Consider the following 16818-nt stretch of genomic DNA (forward strand, 5'->3'; position numbering starts at 1 on the left):
ATAAATAATTTTAAAGAATAATAGATGGTATATATTTATATTTTTTTATTTTAAATTTTATTTATCCATGATAATTTTAATTTATTTTTTGAATTAAAATTTTTATTAATTTCTTTTTGATATGTAATGCATAGTCCTAATGCACAAATAAAGTTATTATTATAAAATATTAATGGAGTTTTTTGTCTATACCATGGAGCTAAATAATTTATTTTAAATATTTTTTTTAAAGTTGTTCTTTTAGAGTTTTTATTTAAAATAAATTTTTTTTTAGTGAAAAATCGGATATTAATAATTTCGTTTTTTTGTGGATAAGGTATTTCTGTTCCGAAGTTGTTTTTAGTGATGTATCCTAATTTGTATGGTAGTAATAAATTTTTTTCTATATTTTTCCAAATTAAAATTAAATTTTCTATATTTGGTATTTTCTTGTTTAGATAAATATAATTTTTATATTTTTGAATTTGGTAATTTTTGATTTTAATTTTAGGTTGTGAATCTATTTTTGAAAATAGTGTTTGTTTGTATATTTCGTTTATTATTTTAAAAGATGGTATTATATTTTGATTTAAAGTTATCCAATTTCTTAAAATAATTTTAAATAATTCCTTTTTTTTATATTTTAGTGTAGAAATATTTAAAATAGAATTTGATATTAGATGTTGTTTTAATATTTTTTTTGTAAAATTTTTTAAGATTTTTTTTTCTTCATTTAGTATTTGGATACTTTTAGCACAATTTTTTTCAAAGTAAGGCCATCGTTGTTTTAATTTTGGAATTATTTTATGTCTTAAAAAATTTCTATCATGATATATGTCATGGTTACTAGAATCTTCAATCCAAGATATGTTACTGTTGATCATCCATTTTTTTATATTCTCTCTAGAAATTGTTAAAAGAGGTCTAATAATTTTTTTTTTATTTTGTTGTGTATCTTGAATATAAGACATTCCACTTAATCCAGTAATTCCGCTTCCTCTTTTTAATGCTAAAAAAATATTTTCGCATTGATCATTTAGATTATGTCCGGTTACAATTCGTTCATTTGGATTTAGTGCTTTATATATTGCAGCATATCTAAATTTTCTAGATTGTTCTTCAATGTTTCCACTTTTTTTTATATTTATTTTTTTTATTACAATAGGAATTTTATGTTTTTTACATACATTTTTACAATGTTCACTCCATTTTTTAGAATTTAGGTGTAATTGATGATTGATGTGTATGGTTCTAAATTCAAATTTATTATTTTTTTTTTTGAAATTTAAGAATTGATATAATAAAAATGTGGAATCAATACCACCGCTATATGCTAATAATATTTTATATGTTTGTATTTTTTTTATAAATTTTGTTAGCATATTTTTTAAAATTTTAATAGTGTTTATAAATCATGATAAAAATGGTGTGTCCGAGTGGAATTGAACCACCGACTTCCACCGTGTCATGGTGGCACTCTAACCTACTGAGCTACGGACACGTTAATAAAAGTTAAATTTAGGAATTTGAATTATATATTTAGATATATTTTTTTTCAAGTAAATAAATTATAAATTTATATTTATGTTGGGATTTGTTTAGTTTTAAGTGTGTGAATTCTGAATAATATTAATATTGATGATATAGTTAATGAAATAAAAATACCAATCCAAAATCCTATAATTTCCATTTTAGAAGTAATGTAATTAGTGTGTGCGAGTATATATCCACAGGGAAATCCTATTATCCAGTATGACAAAATAGTAATGATAAAGATTGCATTAGTATCTTTATAACTTCTTAAAATTCCGTTTCCAATAATTTGAAAAAAGTCGAATATTTGATAACTAGCTATAATAAATGTAATTTTTTTTGATAATTCAATTACATTTTTATTTTTAGTGTATAGTGTTATTATTTGATGATTAAATAATATTATTAATGTTGAAATTATTATAGCAAGTATTAGTCCTATTATTTGTGATGATAAAATAGTTGTAGAAATTTTATGAAAAGATTTTTTTCCTAAATAATATCCTAATCTAATACTAGTTGCTGTTCCTATAGAGAGTGGAAGAATAAAAATAATAGAACTGATATTTAGTGATATTTGCTGTGAAATAATTTGAATTTCTCCCATAGATGCTATGAATAATGTAATTATTGTAAATAAAATTACTTCGAAAAATAATGCAAAAGCAATAGGAATTCCTATTTTAAATAGATTAAAAATTATTTTTAGATTGGGAAGGTATAGTTTAAGATGTTTTTTTTTTAAAAGTCCATTAGATGTATTATAATTGACTAATTTATCTTGTTTTGTAACTATTTTCATTGCTAAAAACATGAACCAATATACTATAATTGAAGATATTCCGCAACTCATGCTACCATAATTAAAGTAATAACAATATCCTGACATAAATATGTAATTTAATATCACATTCAATAATAATCCAATTATACCTATAAACATAGCAGGTTTTGTTTTTAGTAAACCTTCGCATTGGTTTTGAATTACTTGAAAATATAGATAACCAGGTGTACTCCATAATAAAATTCTTATGTATTTTATGCTTTGTTTTTCTATTTCAGGATTTATATGATGTATAGATTTTATTATTATATTGGAATTCCATAAAACAATCATAATTATTATTGATATCAAGGTTGCTAACCAGTATGCATTTGTAATTTGTTGTGGGATATTTCTGATATTTTTTGATCCGTGCATGCGAGAAATGATTGGTACTAGAGATAGTAATAATCCATGTCCAAATAAAATAACAGGAAACCAAATTGATGTTCCAATTGAAATTGATGCGATATCACTTTCTTTAAAGTGTCTTATCATAAAATTATTTATAAATCCTATACTCATTTGTGATATTTGAGATAAAATTATAGGAATGGTAATTTTTAATAATATTTTTATTTCTTTTAAATATTTTTGCATATTTCATCCATTTAATATTTATATTTAATTAATTTTTGAATTCTGATAAAAGTTTTTAGTCAATATTTAGTTGAAATATTTTATTAAATATTTTTAGTGATTTTTTTAAAATATTTTAATTTATTAATAAAGTATATGTTAGTTTAAATTACTCTTAAAATTTATTATAAATTTAATATATATAGTAAATTAATGAAGGATAAAGCATAATTAAATTTACTTTAATTATTTTTCGAGGAAGATTGATATGTTTTCAGGTATTATTAGAGATATTGGACAAGTTGTAGAGATATTAAAAAAAAAAATTGTGTTCAATTGGTAATTAGATCTTCATCTTTATTAGTAAAAAATTTAGAATTAGGAGCATCTATTTCTTGTAATGGGTGTTGTTTGACTGTTAGAAAAGTTTTTAATTCAGTGGTGAGTGTTGATCTTGTTCAAGAAACTCTTAGAATTACTAATTTGGATAAAATTTCAGTAAGCGAATATGTTAATTTGGAAAGATCATTAAACTTTGGAGAAGAAGTAGGAGGACATTTAGTTTCTGGACATATATTAACTATTGGTGAAATATGTAATAAACATAAGTCACTTTTAAATTATGAATTATGGATAAAGTTAAAAAATTCTTCTGTATTAAAATATTTATTTTATAAAGGTTTTATTTGTATAGATGGAATTAGTTTAACTGTAGGTTTAATTAGAGAGAATATTTTTTGCATATACTTAATTCCAGAAACATTATCTAGAACTACAATAGGAGAAAAGAAAATAGGTGATTCTGTTAATATTGAAATAGATTTATATACTAAAATATCTGTAGATAGTATAGAACGTTTTTTATTAAAAAATATATGTAATCAAAAATTTAATAATATTTAATACTATTTTTTGAATTTATTTTATTTAAAGTAATTTTATGTTTTAAGGATAATATTTAAATTTTAATTTGGATTTTATTATTATGTATTATTTTTTATTATTCATGAGTAATATATTGATTAATAATTTTGTATTAGTGAGATTTTTAGGATTATGTCCTTTTATGGGAATATCTAAAACTATTAATTCAGCTGTAGGTATGGGTGTATCTACTACTTGTGTCATTGTTTTTGTATCATTAATATCTTGGATAATTAATTGTTATATTTTAATTCCATTTCAGTTAGAGCATCTTAGAATAATGATTTATATGTTAGTTATTTCAATTAGTGTACAAATTATTGAAATTTTAATAAAAAAATTTAGTCCTGTTTTGTATAAATTATTAGGAATATATTTACCTTTGATAACTACTAATTGTTCTGTATTAGCAATTCCTTTATTAAATACTAGGTTAAATTTTGGTTTTATTGAATCATTTGTGTATGGATTAAGTTCTGCTTTAGGTTTTTTTTTAGTTTTAGTAATATTTTCTAGTATAAGAGAACGAATTTCTGAATCTGATATACCTATTTATTTTCGTGGTTATCCCATCGTGTTAATTACTGCTAGTTTGTTATCTGTTTCTTTTATGGGTTTTAATGGATTAATAAAGTTATAGTGAATTTTATTATGGTTATATCTATAATTATATTTAGCATGTTGAGTTTTATATTAGGTATGTTAGTGAGTTTAGTTTCATGTATGTTTACAGTTAAATCTAATTTTAATTTAATTGATGAAGTTGATAAGTTATTACCTCAAATGCAATGCGCTCAATGTGGTTATCCAGGATGTTATGCATATTCTAATGCGATTATAAATCAAAACGAGAGTATTCATAAATGTTTACCTGGTGGAAAAGATACAATTATAAAGTTAAAAAATTTGTTAAATAATGAACAGGATAACATTGATGTTATTCAGAATTTTGAAGAAAATATTAAGTATAATATAGTTGATATTGATGATAATAATTGTGTAGGTTGTTCTAAATGTAGGTTAGTTTGTCCTGTAGATGCTATAGTAGGTACATATAATTTTAAACATACAGTATTAAAAGAATTTTGTACTGGTTGTAATCTCTGTGTATCGGTATGTCCTACTAATTGTATTACAGAAAAAACAATATTTTATGAAGAATAAATAAGATTTTTAATGATAATGAATTGGTATATATATATGTTAAATTTTTTAATATGTTATTTAAAAAAAATATTTTTTTTGAATAAAATTTTTATTAAAAAGTTTATAAAAATTTTTTATAATTCAAATATGGTTAATAATTCAATACAAGATAACAGATTATTAGAAATTATAGATTTAACTTTGCCAGAAAAATTTTTTGTATTGGTTAGTTTTAAAGCAATTTCTAATAATTTATTACGTGTTAAAATTGGAGATAAAGTATTACGTGGTCAAATATTAGCATTAGGAAATTATTATTTATCTCCAATTCATTCTCCCAGTTCAGGCATTGTGGTTGATATTGTGCATAATTATTTATTTTTCTCAGATACGTTTTTTTCTGCAGTGATAATTTTATCTGATGGAAAAGATCAATGGGTTAGTCGTATACCAATAATGCATGATTATAAAAAATTTAGTTCTAGTCAGTTAATTGAATTGATTTATAATTTTGGTATAGTGGGATTAAGTGGTTCAGGTTTTATGTCTTCTAAAAAGTTAAAATATGCTATTGGAAAAGTTCATACTTTGGTAGTTAATGCAGTAGAAAGTGAACCTTGGGTAACTTCTGATGATTGTTTAATACAAAATTTTTCTGAAGAAATAATACAAGGTTGTAAAATTTTAACTTGGATTTTGAAGATAAAAAAAGTATTGATAGTTTTGTCTAAAGGAAAATTAATTTCATTTAATATTTTAAAAAAAAAAGTTTTTTATTATTCACATTTTAAATTATTAACTGTAAAAAATAAATATCCTGCTGGAAGTAGTAAACAATTAATAAAGACATTATTTGGAAAAGAAATACCAGAGGGTAAACATTCTATTGATTTAGGAATAATAATGTATAATGTTTCAACTGTTCGTGCAATAAAAAGAGCAGTATTAAATGGGGAACCATTAACAGAAAGAATAATTACGTTATCAGGAAATGGATTATCTATTTCCAAGAATATTTTAGTGAGAATTGGAACTCCTATTAAGCATATATTGGCTTATTTTTGCATGAATAGTAATCAGCTTGAAATAAGAATAGGTGGTCCTATGACAGGAATCATTTTAAAAAATTTAAATTTTTCAATATTAAAAGTAAATAATTGTATTTTATTTTCTTCAGTGTTAAAAAATAAATTTAATTATTTAAAAGAACAAAATTGTATTCGGTGTAAGGCATGTTCTAATGTATGTCCAATGGGCTTATTACCTGAAGAATTATATTGGTATAGTAGGTATTTAAATCATGATAAATCTAAAAAGTATAAAATTTTAGATTGTATTGAGTGTGGTTTGTGTGAACAAGTATGTCCGAGTCATATTCCTTTAATGAGTTATTATCGAAGAGAAAAAAAACAGATTTTTATCACAAATTTAAATAAAACCAAGGCTAAAATTTTTAAAGATTTGTTCTTAATACGTCAGGATAGATTAAATCGAGAAAAAATAAATAATGATAATGTTATTTTTTCTCAGTACATTTCTTGCAAGAAGTTTAAGTTAAAGATCAAAAATATAAAAAATTAAATACTTTTTATACATAAAACATTTTTAATATTATTTAAAATGAAGACATTTTTTATAATATAAGTTATGTAAATATTTTTTTATATTATAGTAATTAGTTTTAAATAAATTAATTTTTATTCGAGTTTTATATATGAGAAGATGTTATGGAAGATTACAAGAAAAAAATTTTGAATTATACTTATAGAAGTACTAATAAAATAATGCTATTAGTAATATTTGCTAGTATTCCAGGAATGTGCACACAATTGTATTTTTTTGGTTATGGAGTGTGTATTCAGATATTTCTTTCTATTTTTTTTTCTATTTTATTTGAAATTTTTATTAAAATTCTTCGAAAACAAAATGTTAAACAAGTTTTTTTTGATAATTCTGCTACTTTAACTGGTGTGTTAATTGGTGTGAGTTTACCTTCATTGTCTCCATGGTGGTTATCGTGTTTAGGTTCTTTTTTTTCTATAATAATTGCTAAACAGATATATGGAGGATTAGGAAATAATATTTTTAATCCTGCTATGTGTGGATATGCGATATTATTAATATCTTTTCCTATATTGATGACTAATTGGTCTTTTCAAAATTCTTGTTATTTTAATTTATTTAACTTATATGATGTATTATCTGTTATTTTTTTTACTGATATGAAAACTTATTTATCTATTATTGATAAATTACAGATCTCGCATGAATTTGTAACTCAAGCTACCCCTTTAGAAATGGTAAGAACTAATTTTTTATATTTTAAAAATATTTATTTATTGTTTAATTTAGATTATAGTTTTCAATGTTGGAAGTGGATATTAATTAATATTAGTTTTTTATTAGGTGGGATTATATTATTGTTTTTAAATGTAATTTGTTGGCGTATTCCAGTGAGTATTTTGTTGACTTTATTTATATTTTCCATGTTAGATTGTTATTTGTGCGAAAGTAATATGTATTTTTCTTTTTTTCAGTTATTTTTTGGAAGTACTATGTTATCTGCTTTTTTTATTGCAACAGATCCTGTTACAACTTCGATTACTAATGTTGGTAGAGTAATATTTGGAATTATGATAGGATTTTTAGTTTGGTTAATTAGAACTTTTGGGGGTTATCCAGATGCAATAGCGTTTTCTATACTATTATCAAATTCTATTGTGCCTTTATTAGATTATTATATTCAACCACGTGTATATGGATATGTTAAAAAAAAATAAAAAACGTGAAATTTTTAGAACTGCAATTGTTTTAGGTGTTTTTGGTTTTTTAGCATCAAGTTATGTATCTATAATACATATTATTACTAAAAGTAAAATACAGCATCAAGAAGCAATATATAAAAATAAAATTTTTAATCAAATAGTTCCTTCAAATTTTTATGATAATGATATTAATAAATCGTGTTTTATTTTTAATAATAAATTATTAGGTGATGATAAAAATCATTATTTATGGATAGCTAAAAAAAATAATAAAATGACTGTGATTATTTTTGATATTATTGCTCCTGATGGTTATTCAGGTAGCATTAAGATGATGATATCTTTAGATATTATTCGTGGAAAAATTTTAGGTGTTCGAGTATTGAATCATAATGAAACTCCAGGATTAGGTGACAAAATTGATATTAATATTTCAGATTGGATTACCAAGTTTTCTGGTGTATCTATTTCTTATAAAAATGATTTGTATTTATCTCTAAAAAAGTTTGGAGGTAATATTGATCAATTTACGGGAGCAACAATTACTCCATTATCCATTGTTAATTCGATTAAACGTATAGTAAAATTAATGCGTACATTTCCATTATCTGAAATTTTAAATTTATCTCCGTGTAATGTTTATGAATAAATTTTTTAAAATTATATTAAATGGTTTTTGGAAAAAAAATTCCTCTTTAGTCCAATTATTAGGTCTTTGTCCTGTTTTATCGGTTACTACTAGTGTCGTTAATGCTATTGGATTAGGAATAGCAACTACAATTGTTCTTATTATAACGAATGTAATAATTTCATCATTGAAAAAATATATTCCAAGAAATATTCGCATTCCAATTTATATTATAGTAATTAGTTCTATAGTTAGTTCTCTTGATTTATTAATTAAAGCATATTTTTATTATTTATATCATTCTTTAGGAATTTTTATTCCATTAATTATTACTAATTGTATTGTTTGTAGTCGTGCTGATTCTGTAGCAATTAAAAGTTCTATTTTTTCTTCGTTTATAGATGGATTAAGTATAGGTTTAGGTGCTACATGGTCTATGTTTTTATTAGGTATGTTTAGAGAAATTTTTGGTCATGGAACATTATTTTTTGGAATAGAAGATATATTGGGATATTGTAGTCATTATTTTAATATTAAGATATTTCATGTAAATTCAATTTTTTTATTTTTTTTATTTCCTTCTGGTGCGTTTTTGATTCTAGCTTTTATTATAGCTGGTAAAAATTATATAGAAACAAGATTGTCTTGTATAAATTATAAACGTATTTGTTTGTGTATGAATAATCTTGTTTTAAATAAAAATAAGATTAATAAACGTGAATTATAATAATCGTATTAATATTTTAACTATATTTTTAAATACATATGGAAGTTTAACTACTGAATTAAATTTTTCTTCTGAATTTGAGTTATTAGTTGCTGTATTATTATCAGCAAAAACGACTGATCGTATGGTTAATATAGTTACAAAAAAATTATTTAGTATTGCTAATACTCCAAAAGGTTTAATATTAGCAGGATTACCTATGATTAAAAAAAGTATAAAAAGAATTGGTTTATTTAATCGAAAATCTATTAATATATTTAAAATATGTAACATCTTGTTAAAAAAATATAATGGTAAAATACCTAGAAATAGAAAGGATTTGGAGTCTTTGCCTGGAATTGGAAGAAAAACAGCAAATGTTATTTTAAATGTTGTTTTTAAGAAAAAAACTATTGCTGTAGATACTCATGTATTTCGAGTTTGTAATCGTACTGGTTTTGCAACGGGAAAAACTGTTTTTGAAGTAGAAAAAAAATTATTAGATTTTGTTCCTAGTAATTTTAAATTAAAATGCCATTTTTTGTTTTTAATGCATGGTCGTCATATATGTACTTTTTATAAACCTAAATGTTTAAAATGTTGTATAAGTCACGATTGTGAATTTAAAAATAAAGTTTAAATTTTAAGATATTTAGTGTGTAAATATTATTTTTTGAATAATTAAAAAATATCATATAAATACGTTAGAGGTTTTTAATTTTAGGATAAAAACATTATGTTAGATCAGACTTTAATTCAAGAATTAAAAAACAGAGGATTAATTTCACAAATTACAGATGAATTGAATTTGGTTAAGTTGTTATTTAACAAAAAAATTTCTATATATTGTGGTTTTGATATAACAGCAGATAGTTTGCATATTGGTCATATTTTGCCATTATTATGTTTAAAAAGATTTTATTGTGCAGGTCATAAACCGGTTGTTTTAATAGGAGGAGCTACAAGTTTAATTGGTGATCCTAGTTTTAAGAGTACAGAGCGAAAATTAAATACAAGTGAATTAATTTGTTCATGGAAAAATAAAATTATTAATCAGTTATCATTGTTTTTAGAATTTGATGCAAATAATCGTAATTGTGTTATTGTAGATAATTTTGATTGGTTTAAAAATATAAATATAATTATGTTTTTACGTGATATTGGTAAATATTTTTCTATTAATAAAATGATAGTAAGAGATGCTGTTCAAAATAGAATTAATCGTTTAGATTGTGGAATTTCATTTACTGAGTTTTCATATAATTTGTTACAAGCATATGATTTTGCAATTTTAAATAAAAATTTAGGAGTTGTATTGCAAATTGGTGGTTCTGATCAGTGGGGGAATATTACATCTGGAATTGAATTAACTAGAAAGTTATATAAGAGAAAAGTATTTGGTATGACTCTTCCTTTATTAACAAAGAAAGATGGAATCAAATTTGGAAAAACTGAATCAGATACTATTTGGTTGGATGGAAAAAAAACCACTCCTTATAAGTTTTATCAATATTGGTTAAATATTCCTGATTCTGATTTATACACTTTTTTAAAGATGTTTACTTTTTTAAGTTTATCTGAAATAGAAGAAATGAAATATGACTCTGTCTTGGTTGGTATCAATAAACATAAAAAAATCCTTGCTGATTTTTTAACTGGTTTAATTCATGGTCAAAAAGAACTTGAAGCTGTTAAACGTATTACTATAAATCTTTTTTCTGGAAAATTGTGTGATATGAAAGAATCTGATTTTATTCAATTAGAGAAAGATGGTATTCCTTCTGTTAAAGTAGATTTTTCAAAAAATCTTCAGCAAATATTAGTTGATTCTCAGTTAGCATTATCTAGAATTAATGCTAAAAATATGATTGTGTCTAATTCTATTCGTATTAATCATGTTGTGCAAAATAATCCGTTTTATTGTTTTTGTATTAATGATAGAATATTTAATAAATATACATTATTGTCTAGAGGCAAGAAACATTTCTGTTTATTACATTGGGTGTAATTTTAGTTATATGTATTTATAATTTAATATTTTGTTGCATATTATATATAATTATGTTTTTTATAGTTCAAAACTATTTCCACAACCACAAAAATTTTTTATTTTTTTATGTGTAAATTTAAAACTTTTATTTATTCCATCTTTTACAAAATCTATTTTTATACCATCTAAAATATTTAGATTTTTATTTTCAATTACTAAAGAAATCTCTTTAGAAAAAAACATTGTAGTTGTGAGATCGTTTAGTGGATGCTTTATTTCTTCCATAAAATATTGAAATCCTGCGCAACCTGTTTTTCTTATACCTATTTTAATTTTTTTTTTGTTTTTTTTTGTTAACAATATAAGTTGTTTTTTAGCTGAAATAGTTAATTTGATTCCTTGAGTATACTTTATTTTATTATTATGAGATGGAAGTAATAAAACAAAATGGTTTTTTTCGTTCATATTTATTCCTAATATTTTAAATTATTTTTAGAGAAATTTTGATATATAAGATAGAGTAAAAAATTTAAAATTTACTACGATATGGATTTTAGCATATTTATGTTGAAATATATTTTTTTGATAAAATTATTAAGTATTATATTTTTATGTTGAAATATTTATATAAATTTATTTTTAAATATTAATTTATGTTAGTAGTATTAAAATGTTTTTATAGTACTGTTTGGTGTATGGTATTTTACTGCAATAAATTAAAATTATGAATAGTGTCATATAATTTTTTATATATTTTGTTATTATAGAATTAACTAGTTTAGTAGATTTATAGTTATATATAAGTATTTAATATATATTTTTTTGTATTTTGTATATTTGTAATAGATGTTTTATTATTTATGTTATTTTAAATTATATGTAATAAAATTTATAATGTAATATTTATTTTTATATTTACTGTTTGTTTAGTAAATAAAAATAGTGTGTAAAAATAATTAAAAACTATAAAAGGTATAATGTTTGTATGCAAAATTCAAAAAAAAGTATGAATTTTCCACAAGTAGTTTTTTCTTTGATATTTGTTACTATTATGATTTTTTCTAGTTTGTGGATTATGCGCCCATTTTTTTTGGGTTTTTCATGGGCGGGAATGGTTGTAATAGCAACGTGGCCAATTTTTTTAAAATTGCAAATATTGTTATGGGGAAGTCGTTTTTTCGCTGTAATTTTAATGATTTTGTCTTTATTGTTAGTTTTTATTGTGCCAATTGTATGTATAGTGAATAGTTTAATTGAAAATAGTACAGCTGTAATTAGTTGGTTAAATTCTGATGAATTTAGTTTTCCAGCGTTAGAATGGTTGCAAAACATTCCTATTATCGGGATAAAATTATTTTCTAGCTATCAAAAATTATTGAATGAAGGTGGAAGTGAATTAATTGCAAAATTTCAACCATATATGGGAAGAACTACTGAGTTTTTTGTGATGCAAGTTGGTCATTGTGGAAGATTTGTTTTACATCTTATTTTTATGCTAATTTTTAGTTCTTTGTTGTATTGGAATGGAGAAAAAGTACAAAATTTAATTCGGTATTTTGCTATAAAATTAGGTTCAGAGTCTGGAGATGCATTAGTATTATTAGCAGGACAAGCTATTAGAGCAGTTGCTTTGGGTGTTGTCGTCACGGCTTTAGTGCAAGGAATATTAAGTGGAATAGGATTAGCTATTTCTGGTATACCATATTCTTCTTTTTTAATGGTGTTAATAATTATATTTTGTTTAGTTCAATTAGGTCCGTTACCAGTATTAGTTCCAGCTATAATTTGGTTGTATTTAAATGGTAATACAACTTGGGGAACTGTTTTATTGATTTGGAGTTGTGTAGTTTGTATTTTGGATCATATATTACGTCCTATTTTAATACGTATTGGTGCTAATTTACCTACTGTAATTATTTTATCAGGAGTTATTGGCGGGTTAATTGCATTTGGTATGATCGGATTATTTATTGGTCCTGTAATATTAGTTATTTCATATCGCTTAATTTTTTCTTGGATGTATAACATTTCAGATTCTAATTCTTTGTCCAAGAGGTCAATTCAAAGTTTTATTTTAAAAAAAAAAATTGATAAAAGGAATTAATAATATTCTTATAAAATTTATTTGATAATAAAAAAATAAAAAAATAAAAAATTTATAGTTTTTTTAGAGATATTAATTAGTATTACATAATTTTTTTTTAAAAAAGTTTTAATTTTAAAACATAAGTATAATGCATATTTATTTTTAGATTTTTAATATTTCTTATATTATAGAATAAATATATTTTATAGTTAATATTAATTATTAAATAATTTTTTTAAAAATTTTGTATTTTAATTAATAGATATTAATATTTTAATATTTTTTTTAAAAGTTTTATAACACTTAGAATTTTAATATAAAAACATAATTTTATATAAAACATTGAAAAAATTTTTTATTTTTAATTATATTTTTTAAAATATTAATATAATTAATAATTAAATATAAAATTTTATTTATTTTTATGTAGAATTGATAGTGTTATATTTATTTTTTTAAGTTGTAGATATTTATTTTAGAGAATAACATGAAAAAAACAGATGAATTGAGAACAATACGAATTGATCCATTGATTACTCCAGCTGAATTAGCACAACGTTATGTTATTACTCCTTCTATTATGGATACTGTCATTCAAACAAGAAAAAATATTGCTAATATTATGACAGGTCAAGATCCTCGTTTGCTTGTTGTTATTGGTCCATGTTCAGTACATGATCCTATTGCTGCAGTAGAATATGCAGGTAGATTAAAAACATTACGTGAGAAATATCATTCTAGACTTGAAATCGTAATGCGTACTTATTTTGAGAAACCTAGAACTGTGATAGGATGGAAAGGATTGATTTCTGATCCTGATTTAGATAGTAGTTTTCGAGTAAATGTTGGTTTATCAGTAGCTAGAAAATTGTTGTTAGATATTAATACATTGGGTGTTCCAGCTGCTACTGAATTTTTAGATATGGTAATAGGACAGTTTATTGCAGATCTTATTAGCTGGGGTGCTATTGGGGCTCGTACTACTGAAAGTCAAATTCATCGTGAAATGGCATCTGCATTATCATGTCCTGTTGGTTTTAAAAATGGAACTGATGGAAATATAAAAATTGCTGTAGATGCCATTCGTGCAGCTAGTGTTAAACATTTGTTTTTAGCTCCTAATAAACATGGTCAAATGACAATTAATTATACTAGTGGAAATCCTTTTGGTCATGTCATTATGCGTGGTGGAAAATCTCCAAATTATCATGCTAAAGATATTTCTGTTGCGGTCAGGTATTTAAATGAATTTAATCTTTTAGAATATTTAATGATAGATTTTAGTCATGGGAATTGTTTAAAACAACATCGTCGTCAAATTGATGTTGGAGAATCTATTGCTAAACAAATCAGAGATGGTTCAACAGCAATTTTTGGTGTAATGATCGAAAGTTTTTTAGAAGAAGGAGCTCAAAAAGTAATGAGCAATAAATCTTTAATTTATGGAAAATCTATTACTGACCCGTGTTTAGGATGGAAAGACAGTGCATTACTTCTTGAAAAATTAGCAGATTCTGTTGACAGTAGATTTTAATTATTGATAGATACCAGTACTCTAGATCTGGTATCTATTTTTTAGATATAAATTTTAGGAATAATATATATTTTTATTTTAGTATATATTCATAGATAAGTTTAATATGTATAGATAGCTATTTTTTTTATTCAACATTTGTTTTATAAGATAAATTTAATGTAGTGTAAATTTTAAATAAGGATTAATAAATGCCGCTTATTACATTTTATGATGGCACTTCTCGTTTATATAGAAATTCTATTTCAATATTAGATCTGTCAAAGGATATTTCTTTTAATTCAGAAAAATATTGTATATTTGGATATGTTAATCATGTTAGTGTAGATAAACATTTTATTATAAAACGTGATTCTTTAGTTAAAATTATATATCAGACAGATAAATTAGCTTTGGATAGCATAAGAAATACTTGTTCTTACTTATTAGGTAAAGCAGTAAAAGAATTATGGCCCGACTCAAAAATTAGTGAAAATTGTATTTTAGAAAATGGATTTTATTGTGATATTGATGTCAATTTTTCATTTAAAGAAAAAGATTTAGATATATTAGAATTTCATATGCGCAAAATTGTTTATAGAGAATATATTATAGATGTAAAGAAAGTATCTAAACAGGAAGCATGTAATATTTTTGAAATCAGTAATGAAATTTACAAAGTTTTTGTATTAAAAAAATTAGATTCTTTATCTAATAATTTAGTTTCGTTGTGTTTTCATGAAGGGTATGTCGATATCCAGAATGGAATTTCAGTTCCTAATATATCTTTTTGTCAAAATTTTAAATTACAAAAATTTTCTGGAGTATATTGGAATAACGATGAAAAAAATAGAGTGTTACAAAGGATATATGGTACTGCTTGGATTACAGAGAAAGAGTTAAAAGATTTTTTAAAAAATTATGATATATTAGAAAAAAGAGATCATAGAAAAATCTCTAAAGAATTGGATTTGTATCATATCCAAGAAGATTTACCAGGAATGATATTTTGGCATAATCATGGTTTAGTAATTTTTCGTAAATTAAAAGATTTTATGAGAATTAAGTTAGAAGAGTATAATTATCAAGAAGTTAAAACTCCTTTAATGATGAATAAAAAACTTTGGAAAGATAGTGGTCATTTAGATAATTATAAAAAGTCTATGTTTATGGTAACATCAGGTAATTTTCAATATGGATTAAAGCCTATGAATTGTCCAGGACATGTAAAAATTTTTAGTAATTCGTTACGTTCCTATCGAGATCTTCCTATTAGAATTTCAGAATTTGGAAGTTGTCATAGGAATGAGCCTTCTGGCTCATTACATGGTTTAATGCGAATTAGAAATTTTACTCAAGATGATGCCCATATTTTTTGTAGAGAAGATCAAATTTGTAGTGAAGTTAGTAATTGCATTAAGATGGTGTATGATGTATATAAAGTATTTGGTTTTAGTAAAATTTTAGTAAAATTGTCTACACGACCAAAATTTCGTATAGGTAATGATATACTTTGGAGTAAAGCAGAACATGATTTAGAAAAATCTTTACGAGATAATAGTATAGTATTTGAATATCAGCATGGTGAAGGTGCATTTTATGGTCCTAAAATTGAATTATCTTTATCTGATTCGTTAGGAAGAATATGGCAGTGTGCAACTATACAATTGGATTTTTATTTGCCAAAAAATTTAAATGCTTTTTATATAGATAGTGATAATATTAAAAAATTTCCAATAGTTGTTCATAGAGCAATATTAGGTTCTATTGAAAGGTTTATAGGGATTTTAATAGAAGAATATTCTGGAAATTTTCCAACTTGGTTAGCTCCTATACAAGTGATTTTAACTAGCATTCGTGATAGTAATTTTGAATATTTGAGAATGTTATATAAAGAATTTTATGTAGAAGGTATTCGTGCAGAATTAGATTTGAGAAATGAAAAAATTAGTTTTAAGATTAGAGAATATTCTATACGAAAAATTCCTTATATAATTATTTGTGGTGACAAGGAAGTAAATAGTAATACCATCACTCTTAGGACTAGATCTGGAAAAAACTTTTCTTGTATTAAATTACAATATTTTATTAGAAAAATAAAACAAGAAATTCATAATTATAGTTATAAGCAAATGGAGGAATAAAG

15 protein-coding genes and 1 tRNA gene are annotated in these 16818 nt (G+C 23.1%); 12 read left to right on the top strand and 4 right to left on the bottom strand.

Features of this window, described 5'->3' with window-relative positions:
- Positions 1 to 50 precede the first annotated feature (50 nt).
- The 3 genes from tilS to UAR70_00535 form a co-directional block, all read right to left on the bottom strand.
- Positions 51 to 1361 (bottom strand): tRNA lysidine(34) synthetase TilS, encoded by a 1311-nt coding sequence (gene tilS / locus UAR70_00525; GenBank protein ID XBC39836.1) that lies wholly within the window; start codon positions 1359 to 1361, stop codon positions 51 to 53.
- A 42-nt stretch (positions 1362 to 1403) separates the two neighbouring features.
- Positions 1404 to 1480 (bottom strand) — tRNA-Val (locus UAR70_00530).
- Between the two features lie 81 nt (positions 1481 to 1561).
- The gene (locus UAR70_00535) at positions 1562 to 2935 is read right to left on the bottom strand and encodes an MATE family efflux transporter (GenBank protein XBC39837.1); all 1374 of its coding nucleotides are present in this window, start codon (positions 2933 to 2935) and stop codon (positions 1562 to 1564) included.
- A gap of 315 nt (positions 2936 to 3250) precedes the next feature.
- On the opposite strand from UAR70_00535, the gene UAR70_00540 reads away from it, so the two are divergent.
- The 9 genes from UAR70_00540 (at position 3251) to tyrS (ending at position 11091) form a co-directional block, all read left to right on the top strand.
- Positions 3251 to 3817 carry a riboflavin synthase subunit alpha gene (locus tag UAR70_00540; protein ID XBC39838.1) on the top strand — a complete coding sequence of 189 codons (567 nt, stop codon included), beginning with the start codon at positions 3251 to 3253 and terminating at the stop codon, positions 3815 to 3817.
- A 79-nt stretch (positions 3818 to 3896) separates the two neighbouring features.
- Entirely contained in the window at positions 3897 to 4478 is a 582-nt protein-coding gene (rsxA, locus tag UAR70_00545) for an electron transport complex subunit RsxA (GenBank protein XBC39976.1), read from the top strand.
- Positions 4479 to 4489: 11 nt separating this feature from the next.
- Complete coding sequence (locus tag UAR70_00550) at positions 4490 to 5002, top strand: RnfABCDGE type electron transport complex subunit B (GenBank protein ID XBC39839.1); 513 nt, start codon at positions 4490 to 4492, stop codon at positions 5000 to 5002.
- A 129-nt stretch (positions 5003 to 5131) separates the two neighbouring features.
- Positions 5132 to 6565 (top strand): electron transport complex subunit RsxC, encoded by a 1434-nt coding sequence (rsxC, locus tag UAR70_00555; protein XBC39840.1) that lies wholly within the window; start codon positions 5132 to 5134, stop codon positions 6563 to 6565.
- Between the two features lie 146 nt (positions 6566 to 6711).
- Positions 6712 to 7764 carry an RnfABCDGE type electron transport complex subunit D gene (locus UAR70_00560; GenBank protein ID XBC39841.1) on the top strand — a complete coding sequence of 351 codons (1053 nt, stop codon included), beginning with the start codon at positions 6712 to 6714 and terminating at the stop codon, positions 7762 to 7764.
- Complete coding sequence (gene rsxG / locus UAR70_00565; protein XBC39842.1) at positions 7748 to 8398, top strand: electron transport complex subunit RsxG; 651 nt, start codon at positions 7748 to 7750, stop codon at positions 8396 to 8398. The genes UAR70_00560 and rsxG overlap by 17 nt, the downstream gene beginning before the upstream one ends.
- Positions 8391 to 9104, top strand: coding sequence for an electron transport complex subunit E (locus UAR70_00570; protein XBC39843.1), 714 nt, complete (start codon positions 8391 to 8393; stop codon positions 9102 to 9104). The genes rsxG and UAR70_00570 overlap by 8 nt, the downstream gene beginning before the upstream one ends.
- 7 nt (positions 9105 to 9111) lie before the next feature.
- Positions 9112 to 9723: an endonuclease III gene (gene nth, locus UAR70_00575; GenBank protein XBC39977.1), complete on the top strand. Its 612-nt coding sequence runs from the start codon at positions 9112 to 9114 to the stop codon at positions 9721 to 9723.
- Positions 9724 to 9819: 96 nt separating this feature from the next.
- Positions 9820 to 11091 (top strand): tyrosine--tRNA ligase, encoded by a 1272-nt coding sequence (gene tyrS, locus UAR70_00580; GenBank protein ID XBC39844.1) that lies wholly within the window; start codon positions 9820 to 9822, stop codon positions 11089 to 11091.
- A gap of 60 nt (positions 11092 to 11151) precedes the next feature.
- Here the strand turns inward: tyrS and UAR70_00585 are convergent, their stop codons facing one another.
- Positions 11152 to 11538 carry an iron-sulfur cluster assembly accessory protein gene (locus UAR70_00585; protein XBC39845.1) on the bottom strand — a complete coding sequence of 129 codons (387 nt, stop codon included), beginning with the start codon at positions 11536 to 11538 and terminating at the stop codon, positions 11152 to 11154.
- A 520-nt stretch (positions 11539 to 12058) separates the two neighbouring features.
- Here UAR70_00585 and ydiK point away from each other — a divergent pair.
- From ydiK to thrS, 3 genes are all read left to right on the top strand, one after another.
- Entirely contained in the window at positions 12059 to 13177 is a 1119-nt protein-coding gene (gene ydiK / locus UAR70_00590; protein ID XBC39846.1) for an AI-2E family transporter YdiK, read from the top strand.
- 469 nt (positions 13178 to 13646) lie between these two features.
- Positions 13647 to 14693, top strand: coding sequence for a 3-deoxy-7-phosphoheptulonate synthase (locus tag UAR70_00595; GenBank protein XBC39847.1), 1047 nt, complete (start codon positions 13647 to 13649; stop codon positions 14691 to 14693).
- Positions 14694 to 14884: 191 nt separating this feature from the next.
- Positions 14885 to 16816, top strand: coding sequence for a threonine--tRNA ligase (gene thrS / locus UAR70_00600; protein XBC39848.1), 1932 nt, complete (start codon positions 14885 to 14887; stop codon positions 16814 to 16816).
- Positions 16817 to 16818 lie beyond the last annotated feature (2 nt).

This window comes from Buchnera aphidicola (Chaetogeoica yunlongensis) (assembly GCA_039829965.1).
Taxonomy (GTDB): Bacteria; Pseudomonadota; Gammaproteobacteria; order Enterobacterales; family Enterobacteriaceae; genus Buchnera_B; species Buchnera_B aphidicola_BA.

Bases quoted from the DNA above. Each gene is read 5' to 3' on its own strand.
- tilS (XBC39836.1), bottom strand. From the start codon at position 1,361: ATGCTAACAAAATTTATAAAAAAAATACAAACATATAAAATATTATTA.
- UAR70_00535 (XBC39837.1), bottom strand. From the start codon at position 2,935: ATGCAAAAATATTTAAAAGAAATAAAAATATTATTAAAAATTACCATT.
- UAR70_00550 (XBC39839.1), top strand. From the start codon at position 4,490: ATGGTTATATCTATAATTATATTTAGCATGTTGAGTTTTATATTAGGT.
- rsxC (XBC39840.1), top strand. From the start codon at position 5,132: ATGGTTAATAATTCAATACAAGATAACAGATTATTAGAAATTATAGAT.
- UAR70_00560 (XBC39841.1), top strand. From the start codon at position 6,712: ATGGAAGATTACAAGAAAAAAATTTTGAATTATACTTATAGAAGTACT.
- rsxG (XBC39842.1), top strand. From the start codon at position 7,748: ATGTTAAAAAAAAATAAAAAACGTGAAATTTTTAGAACTGCAATTGTT.
- UAR70_00570 (XBC39843.1), top strand. From the start codon at position 8,391: ATGAATAAATTTTTTAAAATTATATTAAATGGTTTTTGGAAAAAAAAT.
- tyrS (XBC39844.1), top strand. From the start codon at position 9,820: ATGTTAGATCAGACTTTAATTCAAGAATTAAAAAACAGAGGATTAATT.
- UAR70_00585 (XBC39845.1), bottom strand. From the start codon at position 11,538: ATGAACGAAAAAAACCATTTTGTTTTATTACTTCCATCTCATAATAAT.
- ydiK (XBC39846.1), top strand. From the start codon at position 12,059: ATGCAAAATTCAAAAAAAAGTATGAATTTTCCACAAGTAGTTTTTTCT.
- UAR70_00595 (XBC39847.1), top strand. From the start codon at position 13,647: ATGAAAAAAACAGATGAATTGAGAACAATACGAATTGATCCATTGATT.
- thrS (XBC39848.1), top strand. From the start codon at position 14,885: ATGCCGCTTATTACATTTTATGATGGCACTTCTCGTTTATATAGAAAT.